This window comes from Bordetella genomosp. 9, from assembly GCF_002261425.1.
GTDB lineage: Bacteria > Pseudomonadota > Gammaproteobacteria > Burkholderiales > Burkholderiaceae_B > Bordetella_C.
In genome coordinates this window covers 1,052,501-1,070,289 of the sequence record NZ_NEVJ01000002.1, presented here as the reverse complement: position 1 = coordinate 1,070,289, position 17,789 = coordinate 1,052,501, and the positions used below count along the sequence as shown (strand labels likewise).

The window sequence follows — 17,789 nt, the reverse complement described above, 5'->3', positions numbered from 1 at the left end:
GGGGCCTGGCATCGACAAGATGCCAGGCCCCGTGGGCTTTGGCGTTGGCGCGGCTGAAAACCGCGCTCGGCCTCAGGCCGCCAGCCGTTCCTCGATACGCTGCTTGGTCGCCGGCAGGGACTTGGGCAGGCGTTCGGCGAGCTGCGTGAACAGCTCCTCGTGCAGGGCCAGCTCGTCGCGCCAGGCCGCGCTGTCGATGGAAGAGACCAGCTCATACTGCTCGGCGCTGAAATCCATGCCCTTCCAGTCGAGATCCTGGTAGCGCGGCGTCACGCCGAACACGTGCTCCTGGCCGCCGGCCTTGCCTTCGATGCGCTCCAGCATCCACTTCAGCACGCGCATGTTCTCGCCGAAACCGGGCCACACGAACTTGCCGTCCGGTCCCTTGCGGAACCAGTTGACGCAGTAGAAGCGCGGCAGCGTGGCGCCGGTCTGGCGCAGTTGCTCGCCCAGGCTCAGCCAGTGCTGGAAGTAGTCGCTCATGTTGTAGCCGCAGAACGGCAGCATGGCGAAGGGATCGCGCCGCACCACGCCTTGCTGGCCAGCGGCCGCGGCGGTGGTTTCCGAGCCCATGGTGGCCGCCATGTAGACGCCCTCTTCCCAGTTGCGGGCTTCCGTCACCAGCGGGACCGTGGTCGAACGGCGGCCGCCGAAGATGAAGGCATCGATCACCACGCCCTGGGGGTTTTCCCATTCGCTGTCGATGGACGGGCACTGCGACGCCGGCGCCGTGAAGCGCGCGTTCGGATGCGCGGCCTTGCGGCCGGTTTCCTTGCCGATCTGCGGCGTCCAGTCCTGTCCCTGCCAGTCGATCAGGTGCGCGGGCGCCTGCTCGGTCATGCCTTCCCACCAGACGTCGCCGTCATCGGTCAGCGCCACGTTGGTGAAGATGCAGTTCTCGCGCAGCGTCGCCATGGCGTTGGGGTTGGTCTTTTCACCGGTGCCCGGGGCCACGCCGAAATAGCCGGCTTCCGGGTTGATGGCGTGCAGCTTGCCGTCCTTGCCGGGCTTGATCCAGGCGATGTCGTCGCCGATCGTCGAAACCTTCCAGCCGTCCAGCCCTTCCGGCGGGATCAGCATGGCGAAATTGGTCTTGCCGCAGGCCGACGGGAAGGCGGCCGCCACGTGATGCTTGCGCCCTTGCGGCGAGGTCACGCCCAGGATCAGCATGTGTTCGGCCAGCCAGCCCTCGTCGCGGCCCATCGTGGAAGCGATGCGCAGCGCGAAGCACTTCTTGCCCAGCAGCGCGTTGCCGCCATAGCCCGAACCATAGCTCCATATCTCGCGCGTGGCGGGATAGTGCACGATGTACTTGGTGGGGTTGCAGGGCCACGGCACGTCGGCCTGGCCTTCGGCCAGGGGCGCGCCCACGGTATGGACGCACGGCACGAATTCGCCGTCATCGCCCAGGATGTCGTACACCTTGCTGCCCATGCGGGTCATGATGCGCATGCTGACGACCACATAGGGACTGTCGGTCAGTTCGACGCCGATGTGCGAAATCGGCGAGCCCAGCGGCCCCATGGAAAACGGCACCACGTACAGCGTGCGGCCGCGCATGGAGCCGTCGAACAGCTTGTTCAGCGTCGCGCGCATTTCCGCCGGCGCCGCCCAGTTGTTGTTCGGGCCGGCATCGGCCTTGTCGTCCGTGCAGATGAAGGTGCGGTCTTCGACCCGCGCGACGTCGCCGGGATCGGACCATGCCAAATAGGAGTTCGGACGCTTTTCCGGATTCAGCCGGCGCAGCGTGCCGGCCTGGACCATCTGTTCGCACAGGCGGTCGTACTCTTCCTGCGAGCCGTCGCACCAGACCACGCGATCCGGCTTGGCCAGCGCCACGAATTCCCCCACCCAGTCGACGAGTCTACGGTGCCGCACATAGGCCGGCACGTTGAGCGCGGCGACGAGTCCATCCAGGGGTCGGTTCATTGGCTATCTCCTGATTTAGTAATGAGTAAAGCTTTCGCGGCGCCGTGGCACCGATACGCATCCAGCGCTCCATTCGCATGGCGGTCATCACCGCGTCATCGAAGGCGGGCCGGCCGGGCGCAATTTATCCGGCGATCATACCCGCCGAAGGGCCAGCCCCGTCAACCCAACCACATGGCGGAAGGAAGCAGTCCAGGAGCATAAGGGGCGCGGCGAATGTGATCCGTCGCCGTACGTATCAAATCAAGGCAGGCAGTCACAAAATCAGGCGCGAAGATGATCTTTTATTTTCGTTTTAGTTCGTTTATCATCTTTTCATGGACCTGAATCCCCGCCAGATCGCCTTGGTGGACGCCGTGCGCGAAGGCGGCGCCGCCACCATCGAAGCGCTCGCCCAGCGCTTCGGCGTCACCCTGCAGACCGTCCGCCGTGACGTCACCCTGCTGGCCGATGCCGGCCTGCTGGCGCGCTTCCATGGCGGGGTACGGGTCCCTTCGCCTTCGACGACGGAAAACATCGCCTACCAGCAGCGCCAGGCGGTCAACGCGGAAGGCAAGCGGCGCATCGCCGAAGCGGTGGCGGCGCGGGTGCCCGACGGCTGTTCGCTGATGCTGAACATCGGCACCACCACCGAAGCCATCGCGCGCGCCCTGCTGCGCCATCGCGGCCTGCGCGTCGTTACCAACAACCTGCATGTGGCCGACATCCTGTCCGGCAATCCGGACTGCGAAGTCATCGTCGCCGGCGGCCTGATGCGCGCCAGCGACCGCGCCATCGTCGGCGATGCCGCCATCGACTTCATCCGCCGCTTCAAGGTGGATATCGGGCTGATCGGCATCTCGGGCATCGAGGCCGACGGCACCCTGCGCGACTACGACCTGCGCGAAGTCAGCGTGTCGCGCGCCATCATCGAACAATCGCGCGAAGTCTGGCTCGCGGCCGACCGCAGCAAGTTCGAACGCCAGGCCATGGTGGAAGTCGCGCACGTGTCGCGCATCGACCGCCTGTTCACCGATCTCCCCGTGCCCGAACCCATCGGCAACGTCCTGCGCGATGCCGGCGTGCGCTGCGAAATCACTTCAGAACCCTCCACGCTCCACCCCCAGCCATGACTACCCCACGCGCCATTACGCCCCCTTCCCGCGAACGCCTGCTCGGCCAGCTGGATTCCGCGCAGCCCTGGGACGTCATCGTCATCGGTGGCGGCGCCACCGGCCTGGGCACCGCCGTGGATGCGGCGGCGCGCGGCTACCGCACCTTGCTGGTCGAGGCGGCGGATTTCGCCAAGGGCACGTCCAGCCGCGCCACCAAGCTGGTGCATGGCGGCGTGCGCTACCTGGCGCAGGGCAATATCAGCCTGGTGCGTGAAGCCCTGCACGAACGCGGCCTGCTAGGCCGCAACGCGCCCCACGTCGTATGGCCGCTGGGCTTCGTCGTGCCGGCGTACGGCCTGCTCGACCAGCCGTTCTACGGCATCGGGCTCAAGATGTACGACCTGCTGGCGGGCAAGCTGAACCTGCGCGGCAGCCGCCTGCTGTCGCGCTCGCAGACGCTGGCCGATGCGCCGACGCTGGCGCCCCGGGTCAACGGCCATGGGCTGCGCGGCGGCGTGCTGTACTACGACGGCCAGTTCGACGACGCGCGCCTGGCCACTTCGCTCATGCGCACGCTGTTCGATTTGGGCGGCGTGGCGGTGAACTACATGGGCGTCACCGGGCTCAACCAGAGCAATGGCCGCATCGACGGCGTCACGGCGCGCGACATCCTGAGCGACACGAGTTTCGTGCTGCGCGCCAAATGCGTGATCAATGCCACCGGCGTGTGGGTGGACGAAGTCCGCCGCATGGAAGACCGCGCCGCGCCCGGCATGGTCGCGCCCAGCCAGGGCGTGCACCTGACCCTGCCGCGCGAATTCCTGCCGGGCGACAACGCGATCCTGATTCCCAAGACCGACGATGGCCGCGTGCTGTTCGTCGTGCCCTGGAATGGCCACACCATCGTCGGCACCACCGACGTGCCCCGCCCCGACCTGCCGCTGGAGCCTGACGCCAGCCGCCAGGACGTCGACTTCATCCTGGCCACGGCCGGACGCTACCTGAGCCGCAAGCCCACGCGCGCCGACGTCACCAGCGTATGGAGCGGCCTGCGCCCGCTGGTCAAGGCCACCGGCGTGGGGGCCACCAAATCGCTGTCGCGCGAGCACACCATCCTGGTGTCGCCCGGCGGCATGATCACCGTGACCGGCGGCAAATGGACCACCTATCGCCGCATGGCGCAGGACGTCATCGACCTGGCGACGCGCGAACAGCTGCTGCCTTATGCGCCCTGCCGCACGCAGGATCTGCCCTTGCACGGCGCCCCCGGCGCGCCGGCGGGCATGGCGCGGCCCGGCACGCCCGACGCCTACTACGGCAGCGACCTTCCGCAACTGCGTGCCCTGCCCGGCGCGGACCACATGCTGGTGCCGTCCAGCGGGCTCAGCGAAGCCCACGTGCGCTTCGCCGCGCGCTTCGAACTGGCGCGCAGCGTGGAAGACGTGCTGGCTCGCCGTAACCGCGCGCTGTTCCTCGACAGCGCGGCCGCCCTGCGCGCCGCGCCGGAAGTCGCGCGCATCCTGGCCGAAGAACTGAATCACGATGCCGCGTGGCAACGCCGCACGGTCGCGGACTTCGAACGCACGGCGCTGCAGTACCAATTGGCTGCATAGCGCGGCCGCGGCGACATCGCGGGACATCGGGCGTAGAATCTTCGCGGTTCGCGCCGGCGCGGCGCATCGATCCGGAGAAAACGATGTCCATTCCCAAGATCCAGTTCGGCCGCACCGGCCTGAAGGTTTCCCGCCTGGCCCTCGGTACCATGACCTTCGGCCTGCAGACTGACGAAGCGCTGGCCGGCCGCATCCTGGACAAGGCGGCGGACGCCGGCATCAACTTCCTGGACACCGCGGACGTCTACCCCCTGGGCGGCACGCCCGATACCGTGGGACGCACCGAAGAAATCATCGGCCGCTGGCTGGGCGGCAAACGCTCGCGCTTCATCCTGGCCACCAAGGCGGTCGGCGAAATGGGTCCGGAAGCATGGCAACGCGGCGCGTCGCGCAAGCATCTGCTGGATGCGATCGACGCCTCGCTCAAGCGACTGCAGACGGATTACGTCGACCTGTACCAGTTGCACTCCGATGACGACTCCACGCCGCTGGACGAAACGCTGGAAGCCCTGGACATCATCGTCAAGTCCGGCCGCGCGCGCTACATCGGCGTGTCGAATTTCCTGGCCTGGCGCCTGGCCACGGCCCTGGGGCGCGCCGACGTGCGGCACCTGACGCGATTCACCTCCGTCCAGCCGCGCTACAGCCTGCTGTTCCGCGAGATCGAGCGCGAACTGCTGCCGCTGTGCGAGGCCGAGGGCCTGGCCGTGATTCCTTACAACCCGCTGGCCGGCGGCTTGTTGACCGGCAAGCACCGCGCCGGGGGCAAGCCCGCCGAAGGCACGCGCTTCACGCTGGGCACGGCGGCCGGCCGGTACCAGGACCGCTACTGGAACGACCGCTCGTTCGAAACCGTCGAGACCCTGCGCGGCATCGCGCAGGAAGCCGGCGTGTCGCTGACCACGCTGGCGATGGCCTGGGTGCTCGCCAACCCCGCCATCACCGCGCCGCTGCTGGGCGCCAGCAAGCCGGAGCAACTGGACGACACCCTGGCCGCCGTCGAATTCAAGCTGTCGGCCGAATTGAAAACCAAGCTGGATGCCTTGACCCATGAATACCGTTTCGGCGACTCCGTCCGCTGACACGTCGATGAACGACACGCATGACGTTGCCGGCACGTCCACGCCGGACGTGCGGGACGTGCCTGACGTGCATACCCGCCTGAAGTCGCTGCTGGACCATGCCGGCATCACCTACCGCCTGTTGCGCCACTCCGCGGAAGGACGCTCCGAAGCCGTCGCCGCGATACGCGGCACGGCGGTCGGCCAGGGCGCCAAGGCGCTGGTCTGCCGCGTCAAGCTTTCGTCCACGCAGCGCGCCCACGTGCTCGCCGTATTCCCCGCCGACCGCCAGGCCGACCTGGAAGCGATCGCGCGCGCGGCCGGCGGCAAGAAGGCGTCGCTGGCCACGCGCGATCTGGCGCGTGAACTGACGGGCTGCGAAATCGGCGCCATCCCGCCTTTCGTCTTCGACGATGCCTTGACGCTGCTGGTGGACGAGACGCTGGGCACCCGCTATGACGAGATCGTCTTCAATGCCGGCCGGCTGGACGCGTCCATCGTCATGAACGCGCGCGACTACCTTGCCCTGGTGCGCCCGAAGACCGCCAGCTTCACGCGCGATGGCGGCGACGCTGCGCCCCCCTCACGTCCGGCCGGCGCGGCATCCGGCCACCAGGACTGAACCGCGATCATGTGCCTGGCCGTGCTTGCCATCGACGTCGTGCCCGATACACCGGTGCTGGTCGCCGCCAATCGCGACGAATACCACGCGCGCCCGACCGCCGCCGCGGCTCCCTGGCAGGACGACCCGCGCATCATCGCAGGCCGCGACCTGCAATCCGGCGGCACCTGGATGGGAATGACGCGCGCCGGCCGCCACGCGCTGGTTACCAACTATCGCGATCCCATGACCATCCTGCCCGGCGCGCCGTCGCGCGGCAAACTGGTCGAAGACTTCCTGCGCGGTGACGTCCCGCCGGCCGATTACATCGCCACCGTGGCCGCGCGCGGCGACGCCTATAACGGCTTCAATCTCATCGTCGGCGATGGCGACGACGTCTGGTACTACAGCAATCGCGGCCCGGCGCCGCGCGCGCTGGAACCGGGCATCTACGCCCTGTCCAATCACCTGCTGGACACGCCCTGGCCCAAGCTGGCGCGCACCAAGGCCGCCTTCACCGACATCCTGCGCGGCGCGCCGTCGCCCGATATCGAAGCGCTGTTCGAGGCGCTGGGCGACCGTTCCGTGGCCCGGGATGCCGAACTGCCCGACACCGGCATCGGCCTGGAACGCGAGCGATTTCTCAGCAGCGCCTTCATTGTCGGCCTGACCTATGGCACGCGATCGTCCACGGTCATGGCCATCGGCATGGAACAACGCGCCGTGTACGAACGGCGCTACGCGCCGGACGGCACCCCCGCGGGACGATCGAACTGGGACGTCCGCGCCGGCTAGGATCGCATGCGGCGCAATCGCGCCGGCGGATGCCCATAGCGGGCGCGCATCGTCCTGCTGAAATGCGATTCATCCGCGAACCCCGCGCGAAATGCGATGTCGGCGATGACGTATTCGGCGAACCGCGGCGACAGGAGCATCCTGTGGGCCACTTCGCTTCTGGCGGCCAGCAGCAAGGCGCCAAACGTTTCGCCGCCCGCCGCCAGCACCCTGTGCAGCGTGCGCGGAGACACGCCCGCGTCGGCGGCCACCTGCGAGGCCGTCAGCCCGACATCGGTGCAACGCTGGCGTATCGCGTCGACGACCCTGTCGCGCAACTGGGTCCGTGTCGCCTGGCGCATCACGGCGCGGCCGGCGCCGTGCGGGGCCGCCAGCGAGACGAGCGCGCCGAGCTGGTCTTCGAACACGGCGGCAGGCAAAGGCAATTGCGCCGCGTCGAGCTGGACCAGTTGGTCGACGAGGCTGGACAACATATGCCCCCAGCCGCTGTCCCCGCGTAGCTTCATGCCGACGATACGGTCCACGTCAGGCAGCCATTGCCGGATGATCGCGGGAGGAATGGAGACGGTGTGGTTGAGAAAGTCCTCCGGCATGCGCGACGCGTATACGCGCTCGGTGTCGATAAGGACCAGGTCCGTCCCGCCCAGGCGGATCCGCTGCGCGCCGGATTCGAATTCCCAAGCCTTGCGCCCCGCCACCAGATGAAAAGCGCGATCGCCGCTGGCCTTGATGTTGTCCAGCGTGCGGGCCGATCGCTTGGCGGAACCGGCGATCGACGCCACCTTCAGGCGACCCAGCGCGGACACTTGCATGTCGGTCCTGAACCGGCGCGGGTCCTCGCAGCGGGTCGTCACGCAGATCAGGTTGTTCCGGACCATTTCGACATACTGATCGAATCGATGGTGGACCGGAATTTCATCCGTGTTCCATCGAAACACGGGCACGGTTGGATCATTGGACATCGGAACTCTGCCGCGGGTGGCGCTCCGAGCCATATCGATGGCGCGCGGAGCCATTGCTGGTGACTGGACGCGAACGGATCATCTTAACGCGCCACGGCTCGCTGCCTTGCAGGCGTGCATCGATGCGTCGATGACCCATCCTCTCACCACATCAAAAGAGTGAATATGCCCAGTGAACAAATCCGCAATGCCCAGACCGATCAACTGCTGACGCCGGAGAACTCGGCCTTCATCATCATCGACTACCAACCGATCCAGGTGTCGTCGATCCGTTCCATGCCACGCGACGAACTGGTGTTCAACATCGTCAGCACCGCCCGGGCGGCCGTGCATTACAAGCTGCCCATCGTCCATTCGACGGTCAATATCGCCACGGGCCGCAACAAACCGCCTATCCAGGCATTGCAGGACGTGCTCGGCCACCTTCCGACCTACGACCGGACGTCCATCAACAGCTGGGAGGACACCGGTTTCAAGCAGGCCGTGAAGGCGATCGGCCGGCGCAAACTCATCATGACCGCCCTCTGGACCGAGGCATGCCTGACTTTCCCGGCCCTGGACGCCATCCAGGAAGGCTACGAAGTCTATGTGCCGGTCGACGCGGTGGGGGGCACTTCGCTCGCCGCGCACGAGGCCGCGCTGCGCCGCATGGAGCAGGCGGGCGCGAAACTGATCAGCCGGGTGCAGATGTATTGCGAACTGCAGCGCGACTGGGCGCGCGAGGCGACCGTTCCGGGATTCATGGAAGTCTTCGAAAGCTTCGATGGTTTCAACCCCGAAAAAGCGGCGTCGGAAACCGCACGGGACAGCTGATCGCGGACCTAGGCAGCCCGGCCGGCGGCCGGGTGCGCGGCGTTTTTGATAAACGTCATCAGGAACCTGCCCTCGGGCAGGTATCTTGCTATGGCCGACGCGGGTCGCGCACAAGCGGAACGTCGACGGCGAGTATCCATCGCAGAACTTCAACGCTTATGGCGACTCAAAGCTAAGCGCGCGGCGATGAGCGATCGCGCTCCCGCCGTGCGTCCGGTCCCAGGCTAAGGGATACTTATGAACCGTCTCGTAGGAGCAGAATGATGAAAACAATCCGCTTCCGCCGCTCGCTGGCCGCGATGCTTATGTTCGGCGCCGGGCTCTCCGCCGCATATGCCGATATGCCGCCCGTGCAGCAGCAAGGCAACGTCCAGTTCGTGACCGGCGGGATCGGCCTGGACGAATCGACGTCCATGAAGGCCGCGCAAAAAGACTACTCGCTGTCCATGGTGTTCGCGAAGCGCCGGGATGGGCAGAACGACTACACCGCCGACATACCGGTCACCATCACCGACAGCAAGGGCGCGACGGTCTTGCAGACCACCACGGGCGGCCCTTACCTGTTGGTCAAGCTGCCGCCGGGCACCTACAAGATCACGGCGACCAACGATGGCAAGACGATGACCCGCCAGGCCACGGTCAGCAAGGGATCCCACGACCGCATCGGCTTCGAATGGTAGCGGGGACTTGAGCCCCACACCGCGGTGCCAGGCAAGCGCGGCACCGCGGCGATCCCCAGCCCACGGTTGATGTCGATCAGCCGCCGTCGGCGATCTTTCCCCTGAGCTGCTTGACCTGCCCGTGCCGCACCTTGCGCTGCACGCGGCGCTGCTGCGACGCCCGCGTGGGCCGCGTGGCCTTGCGCGGTATCACCGGCCGCGACGCGGCCGCGATCATGCCCGCCAGCCGCGCGATCGCCTCGTCGCGATTCTTGTCCTGGCTGCGGTGCGTCTGCGCCTTGATCACCGCGACGCCGTCCTTCGTGATGCGGCGGTCGCCACTGTCCAGCAAGGCCTGCTTGATGGCGTCCGGCAGGGAAGACGCGCGGATATCGAAGCGCAGATGCACGGCGCTGGACACCTTGTTGACGTTCTGGCCGCCCGCCCCCTGCGCGCGGATCATGCTGAACTCGACTTCGCGTTCGTCCAGGTAAAGGGTGTTCGAGATCTGAATCATGGCCGCGAGTCTACGCATTTCCCACGCCTGACGTCACCCCTTACAACCCGGCCGGCGGCAAGGTTGCTAGGCCGGGCGGTTGAAATCGTCGATACACTGCCCCATGTATATGGCGTGAGGAAAACCATGAAACCCTTGTCAGAAATCCCGCTATCGGTCCTGGACCTCGCGCCCATCGCGCAAGGCCGCACCGCGGCGGACGCATTTCGCAACACCGTCGAGCTGGCCAGGCACGTCGAGTCCCTGGGCTATAACCGCTTCTGGCTGGCCGAACACCACAACATCAACGGCATCGCCAGCAGCGCGACCGCCGTGCTGATCGGCCACGTGGCGGCGCATACCCATACCATCCGTGTGGGTTCTGGCGGCGTCATGTTGCCCAATCACGCGTCGCTGATCATCGCGGAACAGTTCGGCACCCTGGAATCGCTGTTCCCGGGCCGTATCGACCTGGGCCTGGGCCGCGCGCCCGGCAGCGACGGCCTGACGCAGCGCGCGCTGGGCCGCGATCCGCGCAGCGGCATGAATTTTCCGACGCAGCTGGAAGAGCTGCGCGCGTACTTCCGGCCCGCGCATCCCACGCAGGCGGTACGCGCCATTCCAGGCGAAGGCTTGAACGTGCCGATCTGGCTGCTGGGGTCCAGCGACTTCAGCGCGCGCCTGGCGGCGCAGCTGGGCCTGCCCTTTTCGTTCGCCGGCCATTTTTCGCCGGAAGGCATGGCGGCGATGCAGCTGTATCGCCACCTGTTCCAGCCGTCGGACGTCCTGGACCGGCCTTACTCCATGATCGGCGTGCCCATCATCGCCGCCGATACGGACGCGGAAGCCCAGCGGCAGTCCACCACGCAGCAGCAGAAATTCCTGTCCGTGGTGCGCGGGCACAGGCTGCAATTGCAGCCCCCGGTGGACGATATGTCGGGCCTGTGGGACCAGTGGGAACAGGCCGCGGTCCAGCAGCGCCTGGGCGCGTCCATCGTGGGCGGTCCCGAAACCGTCAAGCGTGAACTGGAAGCGCTGATCGCCCGCACGCAGGCGGATGAAGTCATGATCGTTTCCGATTTCTACGACCCGGCCGACCGGCTGCGTTCCTATGAGATCGTGGCGTCGATCAAGCAGGCGGCGGCGCAGGGAACGCGATCCGGCGCGGCTGTCGCGCAGTAGCACCGAGCAGCAACATGGCCGCGCCGTCCGGCGTGGCCCTATCACCCAGAGCCCGCGGGGGCTCGCAGGCGCCGCGCGCAAGCACGGCAAGGACGTATCGAATGAGCATCGTCGAACTGAACAAGGAATCCTTCCAGGAAGCCATCAAGCCGGAAGGCACATTGATCGTCGACTTCTGGGCGCCGTGGTGCGGCCCCTGTCGCGGCTTCGCGCCCGTCTTCGAGAAAGCCTCGGAAGAACATCCCGATGTGACCTTCGCCAAGGTCAACACGGACGTCGAGCAGGAGCTGGCCGGCGCGCTGGGCATCCGCTCCATTCCCACCCTGATGGTATTCCGCGAGCAGGTGCTGCTGTTTTCGCAACCGGGCGCGCTGTCGGCTGGCCAGCTGAACGAGCTGCTGGCCAAGGTGAAAGAGCTGGATATGGAGAAGGTCCACCAGGACATCGCCGCCGCCCAGGAAGGCCAGGACGCCGACGGCAACCAGGCCTGAGCCGGCCGCGCCTGAGCACGCCGCACCGGGTCACCCGCGTTGCGCGTCGATGCGCAACGCGCCCTGCCCTCGCGTGAAGTTCACGAACCACGCGTTCAAGCCGTCCAGCGCCAGCCGCGGCACGGACAAGGTCAGCGTCACGCCCTGCCCGTCGAACACCTCGGCCGTCACCGTCGCGCCCGCCTGCGCCAGGCGCGCCTTCAGATGCTGCAGATCGGCATAGGCGCACGCGCAGGTCGCGGTGACCGTGTCGATGATCTCCACCCGCGGCGCCAGCCGCAGGCAGTTGGCGGCCGCGCCGCCATAGGCGCGCGCCAGCCCGCCCGTCCCCAGGTTGATGCCGCCGTACCAGCGCGTCACCACCACCGCGACGCGGTCGCAATCCTGGCCGTCGATGGCCTGCAGCATGGGCCGTCCGGCGGTGCCCCCCGGCTCGCCGTCATCGCTGAACCGATAGGCCGCGCCGATACGGTAGGCCCAGCAGTTGTGCGTCGCACCCGGATCGGAATGCGCGGCGATGAAGGCCATCGCCGCATCCACGTCGCCGACCCGGCCCGCATGCGCCAGGAAAACGCTTTTCTTGATCGTTTCCCGGTAGTCATGCGGCGCGGCCAGCGTGCTGGGCATGTCAGTCGCCGCCCGCCGGCACGGGCTGGCCGGCGACCGCCACGGCTTGGGATGCCGCCACGGCCTGCCCGCCCGTCGCCGCGGCGCGCGCGCCACGCTGCAATGCCAGCGCGATGCAGATTGCGATGGCGGCCGACAACGCCGCGAACAGGAAGATCGCCGGATAGCCGAAACCCGTCACGATCAGCCCGGCCACGGGACCGGTGATACCCAGCGACAGATCCAGGAAAGCCGAATACGCCCCCAGCGCCGCGCCCCGATTGCCGGGCGGCACGCGATTGACGGCTTCCACGCCTACCGACGGGAATACCAGCGAAAAACCGAAACCCGTCAGCGCGGCGCCGGCCAGCGCCATCCAGGGCGCGCTCGCCAGCCACAGCAGCAGCAGGCCGATGATCTCCACGCTGATGGAAGCAATGGCCACCCGGAACCCGCCGAAGCGCCCGATGGTGCTGCCCAGCAACAGGCGCGCGCCGATGAAAAAGCAGCCGAACACGCTGAGCGACAGCGCCGCGCCGTCCCAATGGTGAAAGGCGTAGTACAGCGTGACGAAGGCGGCGATCGACCCGAAGCCCACCGACGCCAGCCCCAGCGCCAGGCCATGCGGCAGCACGCGCGCCACGACCTGGGAAAACGCCATGCGCGCCCCGCCCACCACCGCCACGCGCGCACGCGGCGCGGCCAACGCCAGGCCCAGCAGGCCGGCCGCCAGCACCGCGCCGCCCACGGCGCCGAAACCCCAATGCGACTGCAGCTGCACGCCCAACGGCGCGCCGATGGCCAGCGCCCCGTAGGTGCTGATGCCGTTCCAGGAAATCACCTTGGCCGTATGGGTCGCGCCGACGCGGCCTATGCCCCAGGTGATACTGCCCGTGCCGACCCAGCTTTCGCCGAACCCCAGGACCAGCCGCCCGACGATCAACGCGGTCAGGCTCAGCGCCGGCCGGTCGGCCAGCACATAGGCCAGCAACAGGAACACGCCGCTCGCGGCACAGGCCGCCAGTCCGATCAATACCGTCTGCTTGGGGCCGACCGTGTCGGCCATGCGCCCCGCATGGGAACGGCTCAACAGCGTGGCGACGTACTGCACGCTGATCACCACGCCCGCCAGTACCGACCCGTAGCCCAGGTCGCCATGGACGTAGCCCGGCAGCACCGCCATCGGCAGGCCGATGACCAGGTAGCACAGGAAGGTGAAGAAAACGATGGAGATGACTTGCAGCGTGACGGCATGGGCCGCCGGCTGCCTGCCGGGTCTGGCGGTGGCGGAGGACATAGTACGGGGGAAAAACAGCGACCGAGGGTTTTCCCTAGTGTAACCCAGCCATCCCGCAGGCGGCCGCTTGAAGGCCGGTCAGGGCCGCCCGGACGCCGCCTTGCCGGGCCAACCGTGTTATCCCGGCAACGCCGGCTCAGGGGTTGATGCCGCGCGACGCCAGATAATCCTCGTAGCCGCCGCGATAGTCGACGATTTCACCGTCCGGCAGGATTTCGATCACCCGCGTCGCCAGTCCCGACACGAACTCGCGGTCGTGCGACACGAAAAACAGCGTGCCCTGGAATTTTTCCAGCGCGAACTGCAGCGATTCGATCGATTCCATATCCAGGTGGTTGGTCGGCTCGTCCAGCAGCAGCACGTTGTGCCGGCCCAGCATCAGCCGCCCGAACGTCATGCGGTTCTTTTCCCCGCCCGACAGCACCTTGGGCGCCTTGGGCAGGTCGTCGGCGGAAAACAGCAAGCGTCCCAGCGCCGAGCGCACCGACTGATCGTCGTCGCCGGCCTGCCGATAGTCATCCATCCAGTCGAACAGATTGATGTCTTCCTGCTGGAACTGGTCGGAGACGTCCTGCGCCATATAGCCCAGGTCGGCGTTTTCCGACCATTTGATCGACCCCGAATCCGGCTGGAGATCACCCGCCAGCAGGCGCAGCAGCGTGGTCTTGCCCACGCCGTTCGCCCCGACGATGGCGATCTTCTCGCCCGCGTCCACCATCGCCGAGAACTTGCGGATGACAGGCGCGTCGTAGGCCTTGGACACGTTGTCGACGGTCACGGCCAGTCGGTGCATGACCTTGTTCTGCTCGAAGCGGATGTACGGGTTCTGGCGCGACGAAGGCTTGACTTCGACCTGGTCGGCCTTGATGCGGTCGATCTGCTTCAGGCGCGACGTGGCCTGGCGCGACTTGGACTTGTTGGCGGCGAAGCGGCGCACGAAGTCCTGCAGCTCGGCGATACGCTCCTTGGCCTTGGCGTTGTTGGCCGACAGCCGCTCGCGGGCCTGCGTGGAAGCCAGCATGTAGTCGTCGTAGGTGCCGGGATAGATGCGGATCTCGCGGTAATCCAGGTCGGCCATGTGGGTGCAGACCTGGTTCAGGAAATGGCGATCGTGGCTGATGATGATCATCGTGCTCTGGTAGCCGTTCAGCACGTCTTCCAGCCAGCGGATCGTATTGATGTCCAGGTTGTTGGTCGGTTCGTCCAGCAGCAGCACGTCCGGATTGGAAAACAGCGCCTGCGCCAGCAGCACGCGCAGCTTCCAGCCCGGGGCGATTTCCCGCATGGGCTGGTTGTGCTGGTCGACGGCGATGCCCAGGCCCAGCAGCAGTTCGCCGGCGCGCGCCTCGGCCGTATAGCCGTCGTACTCGGCGAACTTGGCTTCCAGGTCCGCGGCGCGCATGTAGTCTTCTTCCGACGCGTCGGCGTTGGCGTAGATGGCGTCGCGTTCCGACATGGCGGCCCACATATCGGTGTGGCCCATCATCACCACGTCCAGCACCCGCTGGTCCTCGAAGGCGAACTGGTCCTGGCGCAGCTTGCCCAGCCGCATGCCCGGTTCAAGCGAGACGCTGCCGGCCGACGACTCGAGGTCGCCGCCGATGATTTTCATGAAGGTGGACTTGCCGGATCCGTTGGCCCCGATCAGTCCATACCGGTTGCCGTCCCCGAACTTGACGCTGACGTTCTCGAACAGGGGCTTGGGGCCGAACTGGATGGTGAGATTGGCTGTGGATATCACGTTGAGTCTGCAAAGGGGCGGAACGAAACCCATCAGTGTACTCGCAGTGGCATTCCGCGAATATTTCGCCCCCGCCCGGGCCGCACGGGTGATGCCCCCCGATCCTGCGGGAAACGCGCCCGGAATGGCCGAAAGGCACGGCGTGACGCGTCCCTGATTCGCCGGATCGGGCCCGAAGATGGCGACATTTGGATTAATCCCCGCCCGCTGATTGTCAAGGCTGCGCAACGGGGATGTAATGCGAGCGAGAGCCCGGCCGCCTTGCGCCGGGCCGCCGGCGCGGGGCTGGCAGGCATCGTTGAGGGCCACATCATGCTGCAGACGCTGGAAATCGAGCACAAGCCCCAGGCCGCGGTGGTATGGCTGTCGCGTCCGGACGTTCGCAACGCCATGGATGGGCAGATGGTCGAGGAACTCAGGACCACCTACGCCGGCCTGGCCGACGACAGCCAAGTGCGCGCCATCGTCCTGGCCGCCCGGGGCATCGCGTTCTGCTGCGGGGCCGACGAGTCCTGGCAGCGCGAAATCGCGCGCGCCGGCGAATCCGCCATCCATGCCGATGCCCGGGCCTGCGCGGCCATGCTCGAGACGATATACCGCTGTCCCAAGCCGACCATCGTGCGCCTGCATGGCGCCTGCATGGGGATGGGCATGGGATTGGCCGCCGCCTGCGATATCGCCATCGCGTCGTCACAGGCGAGTTTCGCCCTGCCGGAAACCCGGCTGGGACTGATCCCGTCCATCATCGCGCCCTACGTGCTGCGGACCATGAGCCCGCGCGACGCCACGCGCTGGTTCCTGACCGGGGAAACCTTCAGCGCCGGCGAGGCCTGGCGCATCGGCTTCGTGCATGGCCTGTCCGAGCCGGATTCGCTGGACATGCGGATCGCGGCCCTGGTCGATACCTTCATGCTGACCGCGCCGGACGCCGTCGCGGCGACCAAGGTGCTGGTGCACGCATCCTGCAATCCCGGGGGGAACGCGCGCCATGGCCATGACGGCGCGGAAACGGTGCCGCCGCCCACCGGCGCGGGCGACGGGATCAGCCTGGGCCCGAGCTGGGGCGGCGGCTCGCTGGCCTAGACGCCGGGGTCCGGCTCTTCCGGCCGCGCGCGGGTGCCTTCCAGCCTGGCCCGATAACGGTCCAGCGCGTTGAAGAGCAGCGGATTGGCCAGGATGGACAGGATGGCGCCGGCCAGCACCAGGTCCTGCCCTGCCTTGGGCAGGATTTCCTGGCTGACGCCCAGGCCCGCCAGGATGAAGGAGAACTCGCCGATCTGCGCCAGGCTGGCGGAAATGGTCAGGGCCGTGAGCTTGGGATGGCGGAATGCCCGCACGATCACGTAGGACGCGATCGACTTGCCGACCACGATGATCAGGAAGGTGCCCAGCACGCCCCAGGGGTCGCGTATCAGCACCATCGGGTCGAACAGCATGCCGACCGATACGAAGAACAGGACGGAGAACGCATCGCGCAAGGGCAGCGATTCGTCCGCCGCGCGCTGGCTGAACTCGGACTCGGCCATCACCATGCCGGCGAAGAAGGCTCCGAGCGCGAAGGACACGTCGAACAGCGCGGTCGCCCCGTACGCGATGCCCAGCGCGCAGGCCAGCACGCCCAGGCGGAAGAGTTCGCGGTTGCCGGTATACACGACCCGTTCCAGCAACCATGGGATGACACGCCGTCCGATCACCAGCATGACGACGACGAAGGCGGCCACCTTGAGCGCGGTCAGGCCCAGGATCATCCACAGCGAGGTGTTGGCGCCGTTATCCTCGCGGCCGCCCAACACGCCGGACAGCGCCGGGATCAGGACCAGCGCAGCGACCATCGCCAGGTCTTCCACGATGAGCCAGCCCACCGCGATCCGGCCGTCGTTGGTTTCGACGAGATCGCGGTCTTCCATGGCCTTGATCAGGACCACCGTGCTGGCTACGGACAGGGCCAAGCCGAACAGCAGGCCCGCCCCCATGTTCCATCCCAGCACCCATGACAGCCCCAGGCCCATCGCGGTCGCCGCGGCGATCTGCACAATGGCCCCGGGGACCGCGATGTGCTTGACCGACAGCAGGTCCCGCAATGAAAAGTGCAGGCCCACACCGAACATCAGCAGGATCACGCCCAGTTCGGCAAGTTCGTTGGCGAGATGGCTGTCGGCGGTGAAACCCGGCGTGTAGGGGCCACAGAGGATCCCCGCGCACAGATAGCCGATCAGGGGCGGCAGCTTGAGCCTGACCGCGACTGCCGCAAGTATGAAGGCCAATACCAGACCGCCCACGATCGTCGTAATGAGCGGTGTGGAATGTGGCATGCAAGCTCCTGGAGATCGGCAAGTTGGCGGCGCCGCCCTGGCGGCATCCTGAACATAGGCTGAATCTGGTTCAACCCTTGGAGGATATCATGGCAAGCCATGGGCCCAAGCGGTCGGGTTCACGTTCGGCTTCACGT

At 67.0% G+C, this 17,789-nt stretch carries 17 protein-coding genes; 10 read left to right on the top strand and 7 right to left on the bottom strand.

What is annotated here, in order from left to right; all coding sequences use genetic code 11:
- Window positions 1–72: 72 nt before the first annotated feature.
- Window positions 73–1,929 (bottom strand): phosphoenolpyruvate carboxykinase (GTP), encoded by a 1,857-nt coding sequence (locus CAL26_RS11075; protein WP_094846896.1) that lies wholly within the window; start codon window positions 1,927–1,929, stop codon window positions 73–75.
- A gap of 317 nt (window positions 1,930–2,246) precedes the next feature.
- Here CAL26_RS11075 and CAL26_RS11070 point away from each other — a divergent pair, with 317 nt between their 5' ends.
- The 5 genes from CAL26_RS11070 (at window position 2,247) to CAL26_RS11050 (ending at window position 7,093) form a co-directional block, all read left to right on the top strand.
- Window positions 2,247–3,041, top strand: a complete 795-nt coding sequence (locus CAL26_RS11070) for a DeoR/GlpR family DNA-binding transcription regulator (protein ID WP_094846895.1) — start codon at window positions 2,247–2,249, stop codon at window positions 3,039–3,041.
- A complete protein-coding gene (locus tag CAL26_RS11065) occupies window positions 3,038–4,636 on the top strand; it encodes a glycerol-3-phosphate dehydrogenase/oxidase (RefSeq protein ID WP_094846894.1) in 1,599 nt (532 codons plus the stop codon). Before CAL26_RS11070 ends, CAL26_RS11065 begins: the two co-directional genes overlap by 4 nt.
- A gap of 83 nt (window positions 4,637–4,719) precedes the next feature.
- Entirely contained in the window at window positions 4,720–5,718 is a 999-nt protein-coding gene (locus tag CAL26_RS11060; RefSeq protein ID WP_094846893.1) for an aldo/keto reductase, read from the top strand.
- 7 nt (window positions 5,719–5,725) lie between these two features.
- Complete coding sequence (locus CAL26_RS11055) at window positions 5,726–6,319, top strand: YbaK/prolyl-tRNA synthetase associated domain-containing protein (protein ID WP_094846892.1); 594 nt, start codon at window positions 5,726–5,728, stop codon at window positions 6,317–6,319.
- A 9-nt stretch (window positions 6,320–6,328) separates the two neighbouring features.
- The gene (locus CAL26_RS11050) at window positions 6,329–7,093 is read left to right on the top strand and encodes an NRDE family protein (RefSeq protein ID WP_094846891.1); all 765 of its coding nucleotides are present in this window, start codon (window positions 6,329–6,331) and stop codon (window positions 7,091–7,093) included.
- Here the strand turns inward: CAL26_RS11050 and CAL26_RS11045 are convergent.
- Complete coding sequence (locus tag CAL26_RS11045) at window positions 7,090–8,055, bottom strand: helix-turn-helix domain-containing protein (RefSeq protein WP_179283323.1); 966 nt, start codon at window positions 8,053–8,055, stop codon at window positions 7,090–7,092. The genes CAL26_RS11050 and CAL26_RS11045 overlap by 4 nt on opposite strands.
- A gap of 165 nt (window positions 8,056–8,220) precedes the next feature.
- On the opposite strand from CAL26_RS11045, the gene CAL26_RS11040 reads away from it, so the two are divergent.
- Both CAL26_RS11040 and CAL26_RS11035 read left to right on the top strand, forming a co-directional pair.
- A complete protein-coding gene (locus CAL26_RS11040; RefSeq protein WP_094846889.1) occupies window positions 8,221–8,868 on the top strand; it encodes a hydrolase in 648 nt (215 codons plus the stop codon).
- Between the two features lie 260 nt (window positions 8,869–9,128).
- Window positions 9,129–9,548, top strand: coding sequence for a carboxypeptidase-like regulatory domain-containing protein (locus tag CAL26_RS11035; RefSeq protein ID WP_094846888.1), 420 nt, complete (start codon window positions 9,129–9,131; stop codon window positions 9,546–9,548).
- A 76-nt stretch (window positions 9,549–9,624) separates the two neighbouring features.
- Here CAL26_RS11035 and arfB read toward each other — a convergent pair whose 3' ends face one another.
- The gene (gene arfB, locus CAL26_RS11030; protein WP_094846887.1) at window positions 9,625–10,044 is read right to left on the bottom strand and encodes an alternative ribosome rescue aminoacyl-tRNA hydrolase ArfB; all 420 of its coding nucleotides are present in this window, start codon (window positions 10,042–10,044) and stop codon (window positions 9,625–9,627) included.
- A gap of 126 nt (window positions 10,045–10,170) precedes the next feature.
- Here arfB and CAL26_RS11025 point away from each other — a divergent pair, with 126 nt between their 5' ends.
- The gene (locus tag CAL26_RS11025; RefSeq protein ID WP_094846886.1) at window positions 10,171–11,205 is read left to right on the top strand and encodes an LLM class flavin-dependent oxidoreductase; all 1,035 of its coding nucleotides are present in this window, start codon (window positions 10,171–10,173) and stop codon (window positions 11,203–11,205) included.
- 101 nt (window positions 11,206–11,306) lie between these two features.
- Window positions 11,307–11,696, top strand: coding sequence for a thioredoxin (gene trxA, locus CAL26_RS11020; RefSeq protein ID WP_094846885.1), 390 nt, complete (start codon window positions 11,307–11,309; stop codon window positions 11,694–11,696).
- A 30-nt stretch (window positions 11,697–11,726) separates the two neighbouring features.
- Here trxA and CAL26_RS11015 read toward each other — a convergent pair whose 3' ends face one another.
- The 3 genes from CAL26_RS11015 to CAL26_RS11005 form a co-directional block, all read right to left on the bottom strand.
- A complete protein-coding gene (locus CAL26_RS11015; RefSeq protein ID WP_094846884.1) occupies window positions 11,727–12,323 on the bottom strand; it encodes an IMPACT family protein in 597 nt (198 codons plus the stop codon).
- A 1-nt stretch (window position 12,324) separates the two neighbouring features.
- The gene (locus CAL26_RS11010; RefSeq protein WP_094846883.1) at window positions 12,325–13,599 is read right to left on the bottom strand and encodes an MFS transporter; all 1,275 of its coding nucleotides are present in this window, start codon (window positions 13,597–13,599) and stop codon (window positions 12,325–12,327) included.
- A 136-nt stretch (window positions 13,600–13,735) separates the two neighbouring features.
- Window positions 13,736–15,340 carry an ABC-F family ATPase gene (locus CAL26_RS11005; protein ID WP_094847041.1) on the bottom strand — a complete coding sequence of 535 codons (1,605 nt, stop codon included), beginning with the start codon at window positions 15,338–15,340 and terminating at the stop codon, window positions 13,736–13,738.
- A 312-nt stretch (window positions 15,341–15,652) separates the two neighbouring features.
- On the opposite strand from CAL26_RS11005, the gene CAL26_RS11000 reads away from it, so the two are divergent.
- Window positions 15,653–16,423, top strand: coding sequence for an enoyl-CoA hydratase-related protein (locus CAL26_RS11000; protein ID WP_094846882.1), 771 nt, complete (start codon window positions 15,653–15,655; stop codon window positions 16,421–16,423).
- On the opposite strand, the gene CAL26_RS10995 is transcribed toward CAL26_RS11000, so the two are convergent.
- A complete protein-coding gene (locus CAL26_RS10995) occupies window positions 16,420–17,652 on the bottom strand; it encodes a cation:proton antiporter domain-containing protein (protein WP_094846881.1) in 1,233 nt (410 codons plus the stop codon). The two genes, CAL26_RS11000 and CAL26_RS10995, sit on opposite strands and share 4 nt — an antisense overlap.
- Window positions 17,653–17,789: the final 137 nt, after the last annotated feature.